Annotated in this window: 14 protein-coding genes and 1 tRNA gene; 11 read left to right on the plus strand and 4 right to left on the minus strand. The window is 71.8% G+C overall.

Translation table 11 applies throughout. The features are described 5' to 3' along the window. Nucleotides 1-8 precede the first annotated feature (8 nt). Nucleotides 9-3,725 (minus strand): multifunctional oxoglutarate decarboxylase/oxoglutarate dehydrogenase thiamine pyrophosphate-binding subunit/dihydrolipoyllysine-residue succinyltransferase subunit, encoded by a 3,717-nt coding sequence (locus VGE38_RS01950; protein WP_331140843.1) that lies wholly within the window; start codon nt 3,723-3,725, stop codon nt 9-11. Nucleotides 3,726-3,880: 155 nt separating this feature from the next. Here VGE38_RS01950 and VGE38_RS01955 point away from each other — a divergent pair, with 155 nt between their 5' ends. Both VGE38_RS01955 and VGE38_RS01960 read left to right on the plus strand, forming a co-directional pair. Next, nucleotides 3,881-4,543: a hypothetical protein gene (locus VGE38_RS01955; protein ID WP_331140844.1), complete on the plus strand. Its 663-nt coding sequence runs from the start codon at nt 3,881-3,883 to the stop codon at nt 4,541-4,543. Next, entirely contained in the window at nt 4,543-5,481 is a 939-nt protein-coding gene (locus VGE38_RS01960; protein ID WP_331140845.1) for an LCP family protein, read from the plus strand. Before VGE38_RS01955 ends, VGE38_RS01960 begins: the two co-directional genes overlap by 1 nt. 52 nt (nt 5,482-5,533) lie before the next feature. Here the strand turns inward: VGE38_RS01960 and VGE38_RS01965 are convergent, their stop codons facing one another. Together VGE38_RS01965 and VGE38_RS01970 are read right to left on the minus strand one after the other, a co-directional pair. Further along, complete coding sequence (locus tag VGE38_RS01965; protein ID WP_331140846.1) at nt 5,534-7,345, minus strand: hypothetical protein; 1,812 nt, start codon at nt 7,343-7,345, stop codon at nt 5,534-5,536. Between the two features lie 181 nt (nt 7,346-7,526). Next, a tRNA-Arg gene (locus VGE38_RS01970) sits at nt 7,527-7,599 on the minus strand. 126 nt (nt 7,600-7,725) lie between these two features. Here VGE38_RS01970 and argS point away from each other — a divergent pair. Further along, nucleotides 7,726-9,417 (plus strand): arginine--tRNA ligase, encoded by a 1,692-nt coding sequence (argS, locus tag VGE38_RS01975; protein ID WP_331140847.1) that lies wholly within the window; start codon nt 7,726-7,728, stop codon nt 9,415-9,417. A gap of 8 nt (nt 9,418-9,425) precedes the next feature. Continuing rightward, on the plus strand, nt 9,426-10,811 hold the full coding sequence (gene lysA, locus VGE38_RS01980) for a diaminopimelate decarboxylase (RefSeq protein ID WP_331140848.1): 1,386 nt from the start codon (nt 9,426-9,428) through the stop codon (nt 10,809-10,811). A 98-nt stretch (nt 10,812-10,909) separates the two neighbouring features. Here lysA and VGE38_RS01985 read toward each other — a convergent pair whose 3' ends face one another. Beyond that, nucleotides 10,910-11,482 carry a hypothetical protein gene (locus tag VGE38_RS01985; RefSeq protein WP_331140849.1) on the minus strand — a complete coding sequence of 191 codons (573 nt, stop codon included), beginning with the start codon at nt 11,480-11,482 and terminating at the stop codon, nt 10,910-10,912. Between the two features lie 136 nt (nt 11,483-11,618). Between VGE38_RS01985 and VGE38_RS01990 the strand changes: the two genes are divergently transcribed. From VGE38_RS01990 to prmC, 7 genes are all read left to right on the plus strand, one after another. Further along, entirely contained in the window at nt 11,619-12,950 is a 1,332-nt protein-coding gene (locus VGE38_RS01990) for a homoserine dehydrogenase (RefSeq protein WP_331140925.1), read from the plus strand. After that, a complete protein-coding gene (thrC, locus tag VGE38_RS01995; RefSeq protein ID WP_331140850.1) occupies nt 12,947-14,038 on the plus strand; it encodes a threonine synthase in 1,092 nt (363 codons plus the stop codon). The genes VGE38_RS01990 and thrC overlap by 4 nt, the downstream gene beginning before the upstream one ends. 4 nt (nt 14,039-14,042) lie before the next feature. Continuing rightward, entirely contained in the window at nt 14,043-14,951 is a 909-nt protein-coding gene (gene thrB / locus VGE38_RS02000; protein ID WP_331140851.1) for a homoserine kinase, read from the plus strand. A gap of 244 nt (nt 14,952-15,195) precedes the next feature. Further along, a complete protein-coding gene (gene rho, locus VGE38_RS02005; RefSeq protein WP_331140852.1) occupies nt 15,196-17,085 on the plus strand; it encodes a transcription termination factor Rho in 1,890 nt (629 codons plus the stop codon). Nucleotides 17,086-17,229: 144 nt separating this feature from the next. Continuing rightward, a complete protein-coding gene (rpmE, locus tag VGE38_RS02010) occupies nt 17,230-17,436 on the plus strand; it encodes a 50S ribosomal protein L31 (protein WP_331140853.1) in 207 nt (68 codons plus the stop codon). An 85-nt stretch (nt 17,437-17,521) separates the two neighbouring features. Next, nucleotides 17,522-18,598, plus strand: coding sequence for a peptide chain release factor 1 (prfA, locus tag VGE38_RS02015; RefSeq protein WP_331140854.1), 1,077 nt, complete (start codon nt 17,522-17,524; stop codon nt 18,596-18,598). Nucleotides 18,599-18,601: 3 nt separating this feature from the next. After that, nucleotides 18,602-19,480 (plus strand): peptide chain release factor N(5)-glutamine methyltransferase, encoded by an 879-nt coding sequence (gene prmC, locus VGE38_RS02020; RefSeq protein WP_331140855.1) that lies wholly within the window; start codon nt 18,602-18,604, stop codon nt 19,478-19,480. Nucleotides 19,481-19,484: the final 4 nt, after the last annotated feature.

Here is a 19,484-nt window from a genome sequence, read left to right on the forward strand (position 1 = left end):
CCCGCTGCTTACGCGAATGCGCGACCGATCAGCTCGGCCTGCTCGGCCAGGTGGCGCTTGACCGTGCCGACGGCGGTGGTCGTCGACGCGATCCGGGTGACCGGCTCGACCTCGACGCCGAGCTCCGGCAGCACGCTCAGCGCGTACGTCGGCCACGGGCCCTGGTTGACCGGCTCGTCCTGCACCCAGCGGACCGTGGTCAGGTTCGGGTACTTCGCGATCTCGGCCTTGAGCTCCTCGATCGGCCACGGGTAGAGCTGCTCGACCCGCGCGATCGCGAACGCCTCGCCGTTGTCCCGCTTGGTCCGCTCCACCATCAGGTCCCAGGTGACGCGGCCCGAGCAGAGCAGCAGCGTGGTGACCTTGCTCGGGTCGGCGGCGTCGTCACCGATGACCGCACGGAACGTGCCGGAGGTGAAGTCAGCCGGCTTCGAGGCGGCCTCCTTGCGCTTGAGCATCGACTTCGGCGTGAAGACGACCAGCGGGCGGTGCTCCTCGCCGAGCGAGTGCTGGCGCAGCAGGTGGAAGTAGGACGCCGGGGACGACGGCTGCGCGGCGACGAACGCGTCGTCGGCGGCCATCTGCAGGAACCGCTCGATCCGGGCCGAGGAGTGGTCCGGGCCCTGGCCCTCGTACCCGTGCGGCAGCAGCAGCACGACGCCGGAGTCCTGTCCCCACTTGGTGCGGCCGGAGGTGATGTACTCGTCGATCACCGTCTGGGCGCCGTTGACGAAGTCGCCGAACTGGGCCTCCCAGAGCACGAGGGCGTCGGGGCGGGCCACCGAGTAGCCGTACTCGAAGCCGAGCGCGGCGTACTCGGAGAGCAGCGAGTCGTAGACGTAGAACTTCGACTGGTCCTCGCTGAGGTTGGACAGCGGGGTCCACTCGTCGGCGTTGTGGCGGTCGATGATCGTCGCGAACCGCTGCACGAAGGTGCCGCGCCGCGAGTCCTGGCCGGCCAGGCGGACCGGGCGGCCCTCCATGAGCAGGGAGCCGAAGGCGAGGATCTCGCCGGTGCCCCAGTCGATGTTGCCCTCGGTGATCGAGGTCGCCCGCCGCTGCAGCTGGGGCATCACCTTCGGGTGGACGGTGAAGCCGCTGGGCGGCGTGACGTAGGCGTCGGCGATCCGCTTCATGACCTCGGGGGAGATCGCGGTGTGCGCCTGGCCGACGGTCTTCTCGGGGTAGTCGGGGACGGTGGTCCACGCCTCCGGGGTGGAGTCGGCCTCGCGGACCTCGGTGAAGACCCGCTCCAGCTGCTGCTGGTAGTCGCGCAGGACCGCCTCGGCCTCCTCGATCGTGATGTCACCACGGCCGACGAGGGACTCGGTGTAGAGCTTGCGCACCGAGCGCTTCTGCTCGATGAGGTCGTACATCAGCGGCTGCGTGTAGCTCGGGTCGTCGCCCTCGTTGTGACCTCGGCGGCGGTAGCAGACCAGGTCGATGACGACGTCCTTGTTGAACGCCTGGCGGTACTCGAACGCCAGCCGCGCCACCCGGACGCACGCCTCGGGGTCGTCGCCGTTGACGTGGAAGATCGGCGCCTGGACCATCCGGGCGACGTCGGTGCAGTACAGCGAGCTGCGCGAGGAGCCGGGGGAGGTGGTGAACCCGACCTGGTTGTTGATGACCAGGTGGATCGTGCCGCCGGTGCGGTAGCCGCGCAGCTGGGAGAGGTTGAGCGTCTCGGCGACCACGCCCTGGCCGGCGAACGCCGCGTCGCCGTGCAGCAGGAGCGGCAGGACCGGGAACTCCTCGCCCCGGTTCAGCACGTCCTGCTTGGCGCGGGCGATGCCCTCGAGCACCGGGTCGACGGTCTCGAGGTGCGACGGGTTGGCCGCCACCGACACCTTGATCTGGTCGCCCGTGCCGGCCTCGAACTCGCCCTCGGCGCCGAGGTGGTACTTCACGTCGCCGGAGCCCTGGACCGTGCGCGGGTCGATGTTGCCCTCGAACTCACGGAAGATCTGGTTGTAGGACTTGCCGACGATGTTGGCCAGCACGTTGAGCCGGCCGCGGTGGGCCATGCCGATCGTGACCTCGTCCAGACCTGCCTCGGCCGCGGCCTCGCAGATCTCGTCGACCACCGGGATGGTGGTCTCCCCGCCCTCGAGCGAGAACCGCTTCTGCCCGACGAACTTGGTCTGCAGGAAGGTCTCGAACGCCTCGGCCTGGTTGAGCTTGAGCAGGATGCGCAGCTGCTCCTCGCGCGGCGTCTTCTCGTGCGGCCGCTCGACCCGCTGCTGGATCCACTGCCGCTGCTCGGGGTCCTGGATGTGCATGTACTCGATGCCGGTGGTCCGGACGTAGGAGTCACGCAGGATGCCGAGGATGTCGCGCAGTTTCATGAACGGCTTGTCGGCGCTGCCGAAGGAGCCGGTCGGGAACTCGCGGTCGAGGTCCCACAGGGTCAGCCCGTGCGACTCGACCTCCAGGTCGGGGTGGCTGCGCTGCTTGTACTCGAGCGGGTCGGTGTCGGCCATCATGTGACCGCGGACCCGGAAGGCGTGGATCAGCTCCAGGACGCGGGCCTGCTTGCTGATCTGGTCGTCGTGGCTGGTCGCGACGTCCTGGGCCCAGCGGATCGGGAGGTACGGGATCCGCAGCGAGCGGAAGATCTCGTCGTAGAAGCCGTTGCGGCCCAGCAGCAGCTCGTGCATGACCTTGAGGAACTCGCCCGACTGCGCGCCCTGGATGACGCGGTGGTCGTACGTCGAGGTCAGCGTCATGACCTTGCTGATGCCGTTCTTGGCGATGGTGTCGGCCGACGCGCCCTGCCACTCGGCGGGGTACTCCATCGCGCCGACGCCGATGATGGCGCCCTGGCCCTTCATCAGGCGCGGCACGGAGTGCACGGTGCCGATGCCGCCGGGGTTGGTCAGCGAGATCGAGGTGCCCTGGAAGTCCTCGACGGTCAGCTTGCCGTCGCGGGCCTTGCGGACGAGGTCCTCGTAGGCGGTCCAGAACGCCGCGAAGTCCATCGTCTCGGCGGCCTTGATGCTCGGGACGAGCAGCTGGCGGGAGCCGTCGGGCTTCGGGACGTCGATGGCGAGGCCGAGGTTGATGTGAGCCGGGGTGATGAGGTTGGGCTTGCCGTCGACGACGTCGTAGCCGACGTTCATCGAGGGCATCGCCTTGACCGCCTGCACCAGCGCGTAGCCGATGAGGTGGGTGAACGACACCTTGCCGCCGCGGGCGCGGGCGAGGTGGTTGTTGATGACGGTGCGGTTGTCCCACAGCAGCTTGACCGGCACCGAGCGCACCGAGGTGGCGGTGGGGACGGTCAGCGAGACGTCCATGTTCTGGGCGGTGCGGGCCGGGGCGCCGCGCAGCACGGTGTACGACGGCTGGTCGGTGGCCGCGGCCGGCGCGGGAGCGGGGGACTCCTTCGGCACCGGGTTGGTGGTGCCCTTCGCCGGCTCGGCGGCCTTGGTGTTGTCCGGGCGCGGCTTGGCGACGGGGGCCGGCGCGGCAGCAGCCGGGGCGGCGGGGGCCGCGGCCGGCGTACGGTTCGCCGGCTGGGCCTGCTGGGCCGGCTGGCTCGGCTGGGCCGGAGCGCCGTTGGCGGGGGTGCCACCGGCCTCGAAGAAGCGGACCCACACGGGATCAACGCTGGCCGGGTCCTTCTGGTACTGGTCGTACATCTCCTCCACGAGCCACTCGTTGGCTCCGAACTCTGCGGGGATGTCAGTGGAGGATGGGTTGCTGCCTGAGGGCTGCGGCACGGCTTGATTCGCCTCTTCCGGATGAGCGCGCGACGGGGGATGGGGCCGGAACGTTTTCCGGTCCTCAAGGCTAGACCCACGCCCTAGCAAATGCAGGAGATGGGTGCCCCTTTCAGGCAAGGTGTCGTGCACCCCACACGATTGGATCGTTAGCAATGAGATTTTCCCGCGTTGCGCCGGCTCCGGCGCACCCCTGCGGCCGGGTGGCGCGACCACTCCGGTCGCTGTCAGCAACGCTGGCCGCGACCCTGGTCGCCGGCGCGCTGCTGAGCGCCTGCACGGGCGGTACGACGGACGAGGATGCCGCCCCGTCGGGGACGGCCGGACCCGAGGGACCGCTGGCCACCGAGACCACGATCGCCGCCCTGACCGGCCGGCTCGACCAGGCCGGCCAGGACGCGGTCGCCGAGGCCGTCACCGCGGTGGTCGACGGCTGGATCGACGCCGCGTACCTGGGTGAGTTCCCCCGCGCCGACTTCGCTCCCGCGTTCGCCGGCTTCACGCCCGGCGCCGCGGCGAAGGCCCAGCGCCTCCCGGGCATGACGAGCGCCCCCATCGCCGACCGGATCGAGGCTGCGGAGGCCACCGCCCGGGAGGTCGGGCTGGACGTGCTCGCCGTGCGCGGCCAGCCCGCCGGCGTCACCGCGGTCGTCAACCTCACCTTCGAGACCACCGGGACCCTCACCGGCCCGCAGCAGGTCACCGGACGCCTCGACCTGACCCCCGCCGAGGGCACCTGGAAGATCTTCGGCTTCGACATCACCAGCACGACCGGCACCGCCCCGGCGGCGCCCCCGACCGGCGAGGAGGCCCAGTGATGGCCCGCATGATCCCTGCTCGGCTCGCTCGGGGGCTCGGCCGACGGGTCGCGGTCACGACGGCCCTGGCCGCCGTCCTCGGTCTGACGGCGGTCGCGCTGCCCGACGCCACCCACCGCACGCCGGACAGCGTCCTGGTCGCCACCGAGCACGCCGCGACGGTCGACATCGGCAAGGACATGCTGTGGGTCCTCGCGGTCGGCTCCGACGCGCGCCCGGGGGAGGACATGCTGCGCAGTCGCGGCGACGCCCTCCAGCTGGTCGGCATCGACACCCGCACCGGCGCCGCCACGGTGCTCGGCGTGCCGCGTGACTCCTGGGTCCCGATCCCGGGCCACGGCTCGAACCGCATCAACGCGGCGCTCTACTTCGGTGGGCCGAAGCTGCTCGGCGAGACCGTCGGCAACCTGTTCGGCGTCGAGCCGGACTACGTCTTCGTCACGCGGTTCAAGAAGTTCGAGCAGCTGGTCAGCGACATCGGCGGCATCTGGATCGACAACCCGTTCTACTTCGAGGACCAGTACCTCAAGGAGCGAGGCTTCCAGAAGGGGCGCATCAAGCTCACCGGCTACGAGGCCCACGCCTACGCGCGGATCCGCAAGGCCTTGCTGCGCGGCGACTTCGACCGCTCGGCCAACCAGCAGAAGGTCATCAGGGGCATCCAGCGCAAGGTCCGCAACAGCGCCGGCAAGCCCGGCTTCATCGCCAAGGGCGTGCTGAGCGTGACCCGCAACCTCGCCACGGACCTCGCCCCGACCGAGCTCTACCGGCTGGGCCACCTGCTCGCGTCCATCGACCCGGGCAAGGTGAGCGCCTGCGTGCTGCAGGGCAGCATCGGCAACGTCGGCGGTGCCAGCGTGGTGCTTCCCTTCACCGAGCAGGCGAAGCGGATGGGCGCCGACGCCAAGGACGACGCCGTCACGAGGTGCGTGGGCTGATCGCAGCTCTGGCGTGGTCCGGCGGTCCGACGCAAGGTCGGGCCGCCGGACCTCAGCTGGCGGTGAGGGGTGCGTCCTTGGGCTTTGGGATGTCGTTCTGCCACGCCGGCGGCGTGTAGGCGTACAGGCTGCCGGCGGCGCCGCGGACGCGGTCGACGTACGCATGCGCCTCGGCGGGGATCTGCACCCGCGTGGCGGCCCCGCGGGCCAGGTACATCGTGGTGAAGCCGTGCGCGTGGGCCGCCTTCAGGATCCGCAGGGCGTAGGTCGGTCCGCCGGAGAGGTTGGACAGCACCTTGATCTCCACGCGCCTCTGCCACGCCGGCCCGTAGTAGCGCCGGGCCGACGCCGCGAGGCTGCTGAAGGCCAGGTTCAGCGCGCGCGGGCTGGTGAAGGGCCGGATGTTCTTCACCTCCCACTCCACGGAGATGCCGCGGGCGGCGTTCTGCTGGAAGGTCATGTCCGCGTTGCGGAGGCCGACACGTCGTCGCATGCCCGACCAGGCGCGCGTCGGGAAGCGGCCCTTCTTCAGCCACCGCGGGTTGTACGGCGCGCCGTGCGCGTTCACCCAGGTCAGGTGGCCGGGCTGGGACACCCCGCGCGCGCCGGAGCGCATGACGGCGGCCGTGGTGAACGAGAGCTGCCCGTTCTGGTCGATCCACTTGTAGCCGCGGGCCGCCGCCGCGCGGGTGCCGCGGAGCGAGTCTCCGATGGTGCCGCTGCCGCCCTTGGTGCGGGCGTTGTTGTGGTACAGCGCTCGGCCCGGTGCGGCGTAGGCCACCCTGCCGACGACCGACTCGAAGCTCGGCTCGGAGGCGGCCTTCGAGCCGTTGAGGTCGACGTCGGCGACCGTGATGTAGAAGCCGTTGGCCGGGACGGGTGCGAAGGTCACGTCGCCGTTCACGTCGGTGGCGAGGAGCTGGTCGACCGGCGTGCGTGACCCGTTGGCGTAGCCGGTCAGACGCGCCGGGGCGCCGACGACGGGCTGGCCGTACTGGTCGGACAGCTTCGAGGTGATGACCACGCCGCCCGCGACCGGGACCGTGGTGGAGCGCACGTGGGTCACGACCTGGGCGTAGAGCGGCGCCTCCACGGCCTCGGAGGAGGTGCCGTCGGTGACCCGGATGACCGCGCGACGGGCGGCGACCTGCTCGGGTGTGAGCGTCAGCGTGGCGCGGAAGATGCCGCCGCTGGGCGCCGTGCCGCCCGTCGTCGGTGCGGTGGAGGACGCGAGCGTCGGAGCGTCAGCCCGGTGGTCGAGGCTTCCGGTGGTCCCGCCTGTGGTGCGCGTATAGGTGTGGCCGTCGAGCCGGGAGGTGAAGTACCCGAGCGGCACCGCGGCGCAATCGCCGGTCCCCTTCGCGATCTTGACCCGGGGCCTGATGAAGGGGCCGCAGAGCGTCTCGCCGGTGCGGTCGTCCTTGAGGTCCTTGTCCGGCTCGGCGAACCTGGTCGCGCTCGGCGAGATGGTGACGTTCGCCTGAACAGGCGGGTCGGCCAGGTTCAGCGGCACGAGGCAGTCCGCGTCACTGAACGCGGCGGCCTCCAAGGCCAGCGTTCCGGACGCCGACGCGGTGATCGTGGTCTCGAAGACGTCAGCACTGCGGGCCAGGCAGCTGGTGCCCGGCGCCCCTCCGGTCGCCGTCAGCTTCACGGACTGCACGGTGGTCGCGGCGCCGAGCATCACGTGCACGTCCCCGGGCCGGACGCTCTGGCCGTCGATCGGCGTGAAGAACGCCACCGCCGGCTCGTCCCCGTCCGCCGCCGCGGCGCTGCCGATGGCCACCGCCGGAACCGTCGAGGCCACCAGCGTGGCGGCAGCCAGCCGCGCGACGTGTCGGAGATGCTTGCTGAACCGTGCCATGCGCACGCCCTTCGTCCGCGGCGCCTCCCGATGAGGTGCACATGTGACTGGTGTGAAAAGCGTGACGAAGATTAACCCGAGACCGACCGACCGTCAGCCAGATCGCGGCAACCCACGGCACGGCGGCACGAACAACCGCCGAAATGCCGACGGGCCCGCTCTCGCGGGCCCGTCGGATCGGTGCCTCCGGCAGGATTCGAACCTGCGGCACCTGGTACCGGAAACCAGTGCTCTATCCCCTGAGCTACGGAGGCAACGCACCGGCGTGGCCAGTGCGTGGATGACCCTACAACCACCGCAGGGATGCGTCGAAACCGGGCGCGGGTTCCGGCGCCGATACTGGTTCGGGGCCACCGGCACCGCGCCGTTAGGCTTGCCGGGTGACCCCTGACCAGCTCTCCAGCGCGATCGTCGACGTCCTGACGACGCTGTCGGACGAAGGCGCGCTCGCGCTTCCCGACGGTGTCCCGAGCAGCGTGACGGTGGAGCGACCCCGGCAGAAGGGGCACGGCGACTACGCCACGAACGTGGCGCTCCAGCTGGCCAAGAAGGCCGGCACCAACCCGCGGACGCTGGCCGACCTGGTCGCCTCGCGGCTCACCTCGCACGACGGCATCGCCGGTGTCGAGGTCGCGGGGCCGGGCTTCCTCAACATCAGCGTCGCAGCCGGCGCGCAGGGCGAGATCGCGGCCGCCGTCGTGACCGCCGGCCCGTCGTACGGCTCCAGCCGGACGCTCGCCGGACAGCGGATCAACGTCGAGTTCATCTCGGCCAACCCCACCGGACCGCTCCACCTGGGCCACACCCGCTGGGCGGTGCTGGGTGACGCCATCGGCCGTGTGCTGGCCGCCGCCGGCGCGGAGGTCACCCGCGAGTTCTACATCAACGACCGCGGCGTGCAGATGAACCACTTCGCCGCCTCGATCATCGCGGCCGCGACCGGCCAGCCGACCCCGGAGAACGGCTACGCCGGCGGCTACATCGACGACCTGGCCAAGGCCGTCGCCGACGCGGCGCCCGGGATCTTCGAGCTGCCCGAGCCCGAGCGGACGACCGCGGTCCGCGCCAAGGGCTACGAGCTCCAGCTCAAGGAGCAGCAGCAGCAGCTCGACGGGTTCAACACCCACTTCGACGTGTGGTTCTCCGAGCTCTCCCTGCACGACAGCGGCTCCGTGCCGGAGACGCTGGCGCGGCTCAAGGAGCTCGGCCACGTCTACGAGGAGGGTGGTGCGCTCTGGATGCGAACCACCGACTTCGGGGACGACAAGGACCGGGTCCTCATCAAGTCCGACGGTGAGCTGACCTACTTCGCCTCCGACACGGCGTACTACCTCAACAAGCGCGAGCGTGGCTTCGACCACTGCATCTACCTGCTCGGCGCCGACCACCACGGGTACGTCAACCGGCTGCGGGCCATGGCCGCGTGTGTCGGCGACGACCCGGACCAGACGCTCGACGTGATGATCGGGCAGCTGGTCAAGATCCTGCGCGACGGCCAGGAGCTGAAGCTCTCCAAGCGCGCGGGGACGATCGTGACGCTGCACGAGCTCGCGGAGGAGATCGGCGTGGACGCGCTGCGCTACTCCCTGGCGCGCTACCCGGCCGACAGCCCGCTGACCCTCGACGTCGCCGAGATCACCAAGGCGTCCAACGACAACCCGGTCTACTACGTGCAGTACGCCCATGCGCGCACGAGCGCGATGGTCCGCAACGCCACCGACCTCGGCATGGCGCTGCCGGACCTGACGCCGTCCGCCGACGGCCCCGGCTTCGACCCCGCGCTGCTCTCGCACGAGCGTGAGGGCGACCTGCTCCGCGCCCTCGCGGAGTTCCCGCGGGTCGTCGCCAGCGCGGCCGAGCTGCGCGAGCCGCACCGGGTCGCGCGCTACCTCGAGGACACGGCCTCGATCTTCAACAAGTGGTACGACACCCGCGAGTGCCGCATGTTGCCGCAGGGCGACGAGCCGGTCACGGCCACGAACCTCGCGCGGCTGGTGCTGGTGGTCGCGACGCAGACGGTCCTTGCCAACGGCCTCGGCCTGCTGGGCGTCTCGGCACCGGAGCGGATGTGACGCGCTCGATGGCTGGTCACGTCTCGCCGGGCGGCTTCACCGGCACCTCGCCCGTCTGGCTGCGCGAGCCCGACGACGTCAATGCGCTGGTCGGCTCGCTGTGGCCACGGACCGCGACGAAGGTCGACGGTGTGCTCCAGGTCGGGGGCCTGTCCGTGCCCGAGATCGTCGCCAACGTCAACACGCCGGCGTTCCTGCTCGACGAGGCCGACTTCCGTGCCCGCGCGCGCGCCTTCCGCGACGCGTTCGCCGGCTGCGACGTCTACTACGCCGGCAAGGCGTTCATCAGTACGGCGGTGGCCCGGTGGGTCGCGGAGGAGGGGCTGTTCCTCGACGTCTGCTCCGACGGCGAGCTGACCGTCGCGCTGCGGGCCGGGGTCGAGCCCGCCCGGATCGGCTACCACGGCAACAACAAGTCCGCGATGGAGCTGCGCCGTGCCGTGCACGAGGGCGTCGGCCGGATCATCGTGGACTCCATCGTGGAGATCGACCGCCTGGCCGACATCGCTACGCAGCTCGGCGTCGTGCAGCCGGTCATGGTGCGCGTGACGGCCGGCGTGGAGGCGCACACGCACGAGTTCATCGCCACCGCGCACGAGGACCAGAAGTTCGGCTTCTCGATCAGCTCCGGATCGGCCTTCGAGGCGGTGCGTCAGGTGCTCGCGGCCGGGAGCCTCGACCTGCGTGGCCTGCACAGCCACATCGGCAGCCAGATCTTCGACACCTCCGGATGGGAGGTGGCGGCGCGGCGGGTGCTCGCGCTGCACGCCCGCGTCGCGGCCGAGCTGGGTCACGCCATGCCCGAGCTCGATCTCGGCGGTGGTTTCGGCATCGCGTACACCACCCAGGACGACCCGGCCGATCCGGCGGTGCTGGCCGAGCAGATCATCAGGATCGTGGCGGCCGAGTGCGGCGCGCTCGGCGTCGACGTACCGCACCTCTCGATCGAGCCGGGCCGGGCCGTCGTCGGCCCGGCGATGTTCACCGTCTACACGGTCGGCACCGTCAAGGAGGTCTCGCTGGACGGCGGCGCGACCCGCACCTACGTCAGCGTCGACGGCGGCATGAGCGACAACATCCGCACCGCCCTGTACGACGCCGACTACTCCTGCACCCTCGCCTCCCGTGCCTCGGACGCCGCGCCGGTGCTCGCGCGGGTGGTCGGCAAGCACTGCGAGTCGGGCGACATCGTGGTCAAGGACGAGTTCCTGCCCGGCGACGTTCGTCCCGGCGACCTGGTCGCCGTCCCCGGCACGGGCGCCTACGGCCGCTCGATGGCGTCGAACTACAACCACGCCCTGCGCCCGCCCGTCGTCGCGGTCCGTGACGGCGCGGCCCGGGTGATCGTCCGCCGCGAGACCGTCGACGACCTGCTGGCCACCGACGTCGGCTGAGCGCCTGCCTGTTCGTCAAGGTATGCAGAGGAAGGTGCACCTACCGTGCGGAGTTCCGCGAGGGATGTGCGCACTTCCCTGCATACCTTGATGGGCATTCACGCCCGCAGCCGGGCCAGCACCGCCTGCCCGCGCGGCGAGAGCCGGTAGCCGACCGGCAGGCTCTCGGTGAGGCCGAGCTCCTTGAGCCGGCGTACGTCGGCCTTGAACGGCTTCTTCTCGCGACCGATGCTCGCCGCGATCGTCTCGGCGAGCTCGGCGGGCCGCGCCTCGATGAGCTCGAGGTGCTGCCGGACCCACGGGCCGCGACGGGAGCGCCGGTCCATCTCGGCGAGCCGCGCCAGCAGCGCGACGATCTCCGCCTCGTCCGGGAGCCGCTCGCGCAAGGACGCCCGCTCATCGGCCCCGCCGAAGCGCACGCCGATCCGGTAGACGTCACCGTCCTTGCGCGAGAGGAAGGCCAACAGCGCCGGCAGCGTCGTGCCGGCGCGGGCGGCGTCCTGCGGCGTCAGAGCCGCGGGGTCGACCACGTCGACCGAGACGAACTCCACCACGCCGATCCGGGTGCGCTGCCGCCCGCCGGCGACGTGCATCGGCCGCTTCCAGCGCCGGAACGCCAGGTCGACCTCGCCGGCGGCGATCCGGTCCAGGTCGGCGTTGGGGAAGAGCACGACGCCATCCTGCCGTCGGGCGGCGCTCGTGTCAGGTGGTCCGGAGGCGCACATCCGGTGCGAAGGATGTCCGCGTTCGGACCGTCCGGCACCGCGGGCGGCCGTGCGCCGATACCCTGGTCCGGTGAGCAGCGACATGGCCTACCAGACCCCGGAGGGCGACAAGCCCGGGCCGGGCACCGGCCGACCCCTCGGGATCGCCGTGCTCGGCTGCGGATCGGTCGGATCGCAGGTCGTCCGACTGCTCGAGGAGCAGTCCGGTGACCTGGCGGCCCGGATCGGAGCGCCCGTGCGGCTCGTCGGCGTCGCCGTACGCCGCCTCGACGCGCCGCGGGAGGTGGACCTTCCCGCGGAGCTGCTGACGACCGACGCGCAGGCCCTCGTCACCCGCGACGACGTCGACGTCGTCATCGAGGTGATCGGCGGGATCGAGCCGGCCCGCAGCCTCATCCTGGCCGCCCTGGAGTCCGGGGCGAGCGTCGTGACGGCCAACAAGGCCCTGCTCGCCGAGGACGGCGCGACGCTGTTCGAGGCCGCCGAGAAGGCCGGCCGCGACCTCTACTACGAGGCCGCCGTCGCCGGTGCCATCCCGATCCTGCGCCCGCTGCGCGACTCGCTCGCCGGCGACAAGGTGACCCGGGTGATGGGCATCGTCAACGGCACCACGAACTACATCCTCGACAAGATGGACACCCACGGCTCGGGCTTCGACGAGGCGCTCGCCGAGGCGCAGGAGCTGGGGTACGCCGAGGCCGACCCGACGGCCGACGTCGACGGGTTCGACGCCGCCGCCAAGTGCGCGATCCTCGCCAGTCTCGCCTTCCACTCCCGGGTGACGGCTGCCGACGTCCACCGCGAGGGCATCGCCGACGTCACGGCCACGGACGTGGCCAGCGCCAAGGCGATGGGCTCGGTCGTCAAGCTGCTGGCGATCACCGAGCTCAAGGACGGCGCGGTGAGCGCGCGGGTGCACCCCGTGATGATCCCGCGCCATCACCCGCTCGCCAGCGTCCGCGACGCGTTCAACGCCGTCTTCGTGGAGTCCGAGGCCGCCGGTCAGCTGATGTTCTACGGCCGCGGCGCCGGCGGTGCCCCCACCGCGAGCGCCGTCCTCGGCGACCTGGTGAGCGTCGCGCGCAACCTCGTGGCCGGCAGCAGCAGCGCGCCGGCCTCGACGTACGCCGACCGGGCGGTGCTGCCGATGGGGGAGACCGTCACCCGCTACCACGTCTCGCTCGACGTCGCCGACCGCGCCGGCGTGCTCGCCGCGGTCGCGACCGCCTTCGCCGAGCAGGGGGTCTCGATCCAGACGGTGCGGCAGGAGGGTCGTGACGACGACGCGCAGCTGGTCGTGGTCTCGCACGAGGCCACCGACGCCCAGCTGTCCGCCACGGTGGACCACCTGCGCGGCATGGAGATCGTCCGCGACGTCACCTCGGTGATGCGGGTAGAGGGAGAGCACGAGTGAGCACCCACCAGCCGTCCCACGGGTCGGCCCATCAGTGGCGCGGTGTCATCGAGGAGTACCGCGACCTGCTCGACATCCCCGCCGACACCCCGGCGGTGACGCTGGGGGAGGGGGGCACGCCGCTGGTCGAGTCACGCTGGCTCTCCGAGGTGGCCGACGCGCAGGTGTGGCTCAAGGTCGAGGGCCAGAACCCCACCGGCTCCTTCAAGGACCGCGGCATGACCGCGGCCATCTCCGTCGCCGTGCACCAGGGCGCCCAGGCGTGTGTCTGCGCGTCCACCGGCAATACGTCGGCCTCCATGGCCGCCTACGCCGCCAAGGCGCGGATCACCCCGGTCGTGCTGGTGCCCGAGGGCAAGATCGCCGCCGGCAAGATGGCCCAGGCCGTGCTCCACGGCGCCCACGTCATCCAGGTCCGCGGCAACTTCGACGACTGCCTGAAGCTCTCCCGCGGACTGGCCGAGCACTACCCGGTGGCGCTGGTGAACTCCGTCAACCCGGTGCGGCTCGAGGGCCAGAAGACCGCCTCGTTCGAGGTCGTCGACCGGCTCGGCGACGCCCCCGACTTCCACCTGCTGCCGGTCGGCAACGCCGGCAACATCTCCGCCTACTGGCTCGGCTACCGGCAGTACGCCGACCTCGGCCGTGCCACGAAGCGCCCTGTCATGCGGGCCTACCAGGCCGAGGGCGCCGCGCCGCTGGTGCACGGCCGGGTGTTCCCGAACCCCGAGACCAAGGCGACCGCGATCCGGATCGGCAACCCCGCCTCCTGGAAGCTCGCCGAGGCGGCGGCCGCGGAGTCGGGCGGCCGGTTCGCGGCGCTGTCGGATGAGCAGATCCTGGCCGCCCAGCGGGCGCTGGCCGCCAACGACGGCGTGTTCGTCGAGCCGGCGTCCGCCGCCGGTGTGGCCGGGCTGCTGCAGGACTTGGACCAGGGGGAGACCTACGCCGGCGCGACCGTGGTCATCACGGTCACCGGTCATGGCCTCAAGGACACCGTGACCGCGCTCGAGGGCTTCGGCGAGCTGCGGCCGACCGTGGTGGACGCCGACGTCGACGCCGCGGCCGCCGCCGCCGGGCTGGCCTGAGGTGGTGCGGTTCGTCCCCGGGCCGGTCACCGTCACCGTCCCGGCCACCTCGGCCAACCTCGGCCCCGGGTACGACTCGCTCGGACTGGCGCTGGACCTGCGCGACACCCTGACCGCGAGCGTCGCGGCCGGCGGTCTCGAGATCGAGGTCAGCGGGGAGGGCGCGGGCGCCGTACCCCTCGACGAGACGCACCTCGTCGTCCGCGCCATGCGCGCCGCCTTCGCCCAGATGGGCGGGGAGCCGGCCGGACTGAGGCTGCGGTGCCGCAACGTCATCCCGCACGCGCGGGGGATGGGCTCGTCCTCGGCCGCCATCGTCGGCGGGATCGTGCTGGCCCGCGCCCTGGTCGCGGGCGGCGAGCTGCTGCTCGACGACGACGCCGCCTTCCGGCTCGCGGCCGAGATCGAAGGACATCCCGACAACGTCGCCCCGGCCTTCTACGGCGGCTTCACGATCTCCGGCCACGACGACGACGGCTTCTACGCCGTACGTGCCGCCGTCGATCCCCGGGTGAGCGCCGTCGTGTTCGTCCCGCCGACCGGCGTCGAGACCAAGGTGGCCCGCGGCCTGCTGCCCGATGCCGTGCCCCACGCCGACGCTGCGGCCGACGCCGGCCGCTCCGCGCTGCTGGTCGCCGCGCTCGCGAGTCAGCCGGAGCAGCTGCACCGCGCCACCCGCGACTACCTGCACCAGGACTACCGCCGTCCGGCGATGCCCGACAGCCTCGCCCTGGTCGACGACCTGCGCGCCGACGGCCATGCGGCCATCGTGTCCGGCGCCGGGCCGACAGTGCTGGCGTTCAGCGACGGTCCCGACACCACGTTGACCAAGGAGCTGCTCACCCGGTGCCCCGAGGGGTGGGCCGCCCGCCACCTCGCGGTCGACACCTCCGGCGCCGTGGTCGACGCCTAGTCGTGCGTGCTGGCCTGCGCCGCGTCCCCGGTGCCCACCGGTGATACATTGATCGCGCGCCGCAGGTACGGCGCACGCACTCCCGGACCGCTCGGTCCCGGACGCACCCCACTTCCCGCGCTCGACTGCAGGTCATCACTGCACGCGTGCGCGACTCCTGCCCGAAGACGCGGGAAGCCCTGACACCCAGTCAGCCGCCGGAGCCGACGCCCGGCCGGCTGTGACGACGTGGGAAGGACCTCACGTGACCGAAACGACCGACTCCACCACCGCGGCGGCTGCCGCGACCGGCGCCAAGAAGCGCGGCGGTGGCCTCAACTCGCTGCTGCTCGCCGACCTGAAGGCGATGGCCGCCGGCATGGGCATCGCGGGCGCCGGCTCGATGAAGAAGGCGCAGCTGGTGGAGGCCATCAAGGCCGCCCAGTCGGCGCAGGCCGGCAACCGCTCGCAGCCGCGCTCCGAGGCGGCCGGCAAGGGTGACTCGGCCGGCGCGAAGCCGGCGCGGAAGCGGGCGGCGCGCGCGGAGCAGGCCCAGCCCGGTGTCCAGCCCGGTGCCCAGGCCGAGCAGAGCGAGCGGACCGAGCAGAGCGAGCGGGCCGAGCGCTCGGGCCAGCCAGACCGGGCCGACCGGGCCGACGGGGCCGACCGGGCCGATGCGGCCGACGTGAGCCGGGCCGAGGACGCCGAGGAGCGCCGTGGCCAGCGCGGCCAGGGAGGCCGCCAGGGCAACCAGCGGGGCAACCAGCAGGGTGAGCAGCGCGGGGAGCAGCCGGCCCAGGAGGGCAAGCAGGGCCAGCAGCCCCAGGACGGCAAGCAGAACCAGCAGAACCAGCAGGGCCAGCAGGGCCAGCAGGGCCAGCAGGTCGGCGACGGCGACGGAGCCGACGGCGAGAGCCGCCGCAGCCGGCGTCGTCGCGGACGTGACCGCGACCGGCCGCGCGCGACCGGCGGCGCGCCACGTGAGCGCGGCGACGTCGACATCGAGATCCGCGAGGACGACGTACTCGTCCCGGCCGCGGGCATCCTCGATGTCCTCGACAACTACGCGTTCGTGCGGACCAGCGGCTACCTGCCCGGGGCCGACGACGTCTACGTCTCCATGTCGCTGGTGCGCCGCCTCGGGCTGCGTCGCGGTGACGCCATCACCGGCCAGGTGCGCCAGCCCCGCGAGGGCGAGCGCAAGGAGAAGTTCAACCCGATGGTCCGCATCGACAGCGTCAACGGCGCGGACCCGGCCACGGCCACGACCCGGGTGGAGTTCTCCAAGCTGACGCCGCTCTACGCCACCGAGCGGCTGCGGATGGAGACCGGACCCGACAACATGATCGGCCGGGTCATCGACATCGCCGCGCCGATCGGCAAGGGCCAGCGTGGACTCATCGTCTCCCCGGCCAAGGCCGGCAAGACGATGGTGATGCAGTCGATCGCCAACTCCATCACCGCGAACAACCCCGAGTGCCACCTCATGGTCGTGCTGGTCGACGAGCGGCCCGAGGAGGTCACCGACTTCGAGCGCTCGGTGAAGGGCGAGGTCATCTCCTCGACCTTCGACCGCCCGGCCACCGACCACACGATCGTCGCCGAGCTCGCCATCGAGCGCGCCAAGCGGCTGGTCGAGCTCGGCCACGACGTCGTCGTCCTGCTCGACGGCATCACGCGGCTGGGGCGGGCCTACAACCTGGCCGCTCCCGCCAGCGGCCGGATCCTCTCCGGTGGCGTCGACTCCGCGGCGCTGTACCCGCCGAAGAAATTCTTCGGCGCCGCCCGCAACATCGAGAACGGCGGCTCCCTGACGATCCTCGCCACGGCGCTGATCGAGAGCGGCTCGAAGATGGACGAGGTGATCTTCGAGGAGTTCAAGGGCACCGGGAACATGGAGATCCGGCTGCGCCGCGACTTCGCCGAGAAGCGGCTCTTCCCCGCGATCGATGTCGTCCAGTCCGGCACCCGCCGCGAGGAGCTGCTGCTCAGCCCCGAGGAGCTCGCGATCATCTGGAAGCTCCGCAAGGTGCTGTCCGGACTCGACGGCCAGCAGGCCCTGGAGCTGCTGTTGGAGCGGCTGCGCAAGGCGCAGAGCAACATCGAGTTCCTGATGCAGGTGCAGAAGACCACCCCGGCCGCCGACGAGGCGTGAGCCGCCGCTCCGGCGCTACCGCGGCCGGACGTGGCGGACGGGAATTGGCTCCCGTCCGGTCGCGTTGACTACCCTTGGCACGTTCGGCTCCGGTTCACGTCGCGCCTCCGCGTGGCGACCCGGACCCCTTGAGAAGAGGAATCCATGAAGGCTGACATCCACCCCGAGTACGTCGAGACCCAGGTGACCTGCACCTGCGGTGCCTCGTTCACCACCCGCAGCACGAAGACCGACGGCGTGATCCGCGCCGACGTGTGCTCGAACTGCCACCCGTTCTACACCGGCAAGCAGAAGATCCTCGACACCGGCGGCCGCGTCGCGCGCTTCGAGGCCCGCTACGGCAAGAAGTAGCTGCTTCCCAGCGCCGGCCCACCCGCACCAGCGGGAGGGTCGGCGCTCTGCATTTGCCCGGATTCCGCCCAGCGCAGGAGTGTGGATGTTCGAAGCAGTCGAGGGGCTCATCGAGGAGCACCGGGAGCTCGAGGGACGCCTCGGTGCGCCGGAGACCCACGCCGACGCCCGGCTGGCCAAGCAGCTCAACCAGCGCTACGCCGAGCTGAGCGCCATCATCGCCGCCTACCGCGAGTGGCTGGCGCTCGGCGACGACATCGCCGCGGCCCGCGAGCTGGCCGGTGAGGACGAGGCGTTCGCCGCGGAGGCCGAGGCGCTCGCCGGCCGACGCGTCGAGACCGAGGAGCGGCTGCGCCGGCTCCTGGTGCCCCGCGACCCGGCCGACGACAAGGACGCGATCCTCGAGGTGAAGTCGGGGGAGGGCGGCGAGGAGTCGGCGCTGTTCGCCGGCGACCTGCTGCGGATGTACTCCCGCTACGCCGAACGGCAGGGCTGGAAGGTGGAGCTCCTCGACGCGACCGAGTCCGACCTCGGGGGCTACAAGTCGGTCACCGTGGCCGTGAAGGCCAAGAGCGGCGCGAGCGAGCCGGGTCGGGCGCCGTACGGCCTGCTCAAGTTCGAGGGCGGCGTGCACCGGGTGCAGCGGGTGCCGGTCACCGAGTCGCAGGGCCGGGTCCACACCTCCGCGGCCGGCGTGCTGGTGATGCCGGAGGCCGAGCAGGTCGACGTGACCGTCGACGAGAACGACCTGCGCATCGACGTCTTCCGCAGCTCCGGTCCGGGCGGCCAGAGCGTGAACACCACGGACTCCGCGGTCCGCATCACCCACCTGCCCACCGGCATCGTCGTCAGCTGCCAGAACGAGAAGAGCCAGCTGCAGAACAAGGAGCAGGCACTGCGCATCCTGCGTGCCCGGCTCCTCGCGGCGGCCCAGGAGGCCGCCGACGCGGAGGCCAGCGACGCGCGCCGATCGCAGGTGCGCACCGTCGACCGCTCCGAGCGGATCCGGACCTACAACTTCCCGGAGAACCGGATCTCCGACCACCGCACCGGCTACAAGTCCTACAACCTCGACCAGGTGCTCGACGGTGACCTCGAGCCCGTCGTGCTCTCCGCCGTCGACGCCGACCTCGCGCACCGGCTCGCGGCGCTCGAGGACTGAGCGGTGGCGGCCGAGACCACCCGGCGCGGCCTGCTCTCCGCCGGCGCCGTGCAGCTGCGCGCCGCGGGCGTCGCCAGCCCCGAGTACGACGCCGCCGAGCTGCTCTCCCACGTGCTCGGCGTGACCCGGGGCAACCTGGTGCTCGTCGACCGGATCACCGACGACCAGGCCGACGCGTATCTCGCGCTGATCGGGCGGCGGGCCGCGCGGGAGCCGCTGCAGCACCTCACGGGCGAGGCGCACTTCCGGCACGTGACGCTCGCGGTGGGTCCTGGCGTGTTCGTGCCGCGACCGGAGACCGAGCTGCTCGCCGGCTGGGCGATCCAGGAGGCCAGGCGGGCCGAGCACGAGAACCGGACCTGCCGGGTCGTAGACCTGTGCACGGGCTCCGGGGCGATCGCCAAGGCGATCAAGGACGAGGTCCCTGAGGCCGACGTCTACGCCTGCGAGCTGTCGGAGGACGCCTATCCGTGGGCGGTGCGCAACCTGACCGGCACGGGGGTCGACCTGCGCCAGGGCGACATGGCCGAGGCGTTCGAGGACCTGGTCGGCACCGTGGACGTCGTGGTCTGCAACCCGCCCTACATCCCGCTCGAGGCGTGGGAGTCCGTCGCGCTCGAGGCCCGCGACCACGACCCCGACCTGGCCCTCTACTCCGGCGCCGACGGGCTCGACGCCATGCGCGTGCTCGAGCAGCGCGCGGCGCGGCTGCTGCGGCACGCGGGCGTGGTCGGCGCCGAGCACGCGGACGAGCAGGGCCCCGACGGGCTCGGCGGTGGTGCCCCCGGCGTCTTCGCGGCGAGCGGCCGCTGGGCCGACGTACGCGACCACGCCGACCTGGCGGGGCGACCGCGCTTCACGACCGCGCGACTGGCACGATGACCTC

This window comes from Nocardioides sp., assembly GCF_036405735.1.
Classification (GTDB): Bacteria; Actinomycetota; Actinomycetes; order Propionibacteriales; family Nocardioidaceae; genus Nocardioides.

What these genes read in the sequence shown, in the direction of transcription:
- VGE38_RS01965 (WP_331140846.1), bottom strand. Translation starts at nt 7,345, where the DNA reads ATGGCACGGTTCAGCAAGCATCTCCGACACGTCGCGCGGCTGGCTGCC.
- lysA (WP_331140848.1), top strand. Translation starts at nt 9,426, where the DNA reads ATGGCTGGTCACGTCTCGCCGGGCGGCTTCACCGGCACCTCGCCCGTC.
- rpmE (WP_331140853.1), top strand. Translation starts at nt 17,230, where the DNA reads ATGAAGGCTGACATCCACCCCGAGTACGTCGAGACCCAGGTGACCTGC.
- VGE38_RS01990 (WP_331140925.1), top strand. Translation starts at nt 11,619, where the DNA reads ATGGCCTACCAGACCCCGGAGGGCGACAAGCCCGGGCCGGGCACCGGC.
- VGE38_RS01955 (WP_331140844.1), top strand. Translation starts at nt 3,881, where the DNA reads ATGAGATTTTCCCGCGTTGCGCCGGCTCCGGCGCACCCCTGCGGCCGG.
- VGE38_RS01960 (WP_331140845.1), top strand. Translation starts at nt 4,543, where the DNA reads ATGGCCCGCATGATCCCTGCTCGGCTCGCTCGGGGGCTCGGCCGACGG.
- prfA (WP_331140854.1), top strand. Translation starts at nt 17,522, where the DNA reads ATGTTCGAAGCAGTCGAGGGGCTCATCGAGGAGCACCGGGAGCTCGAG.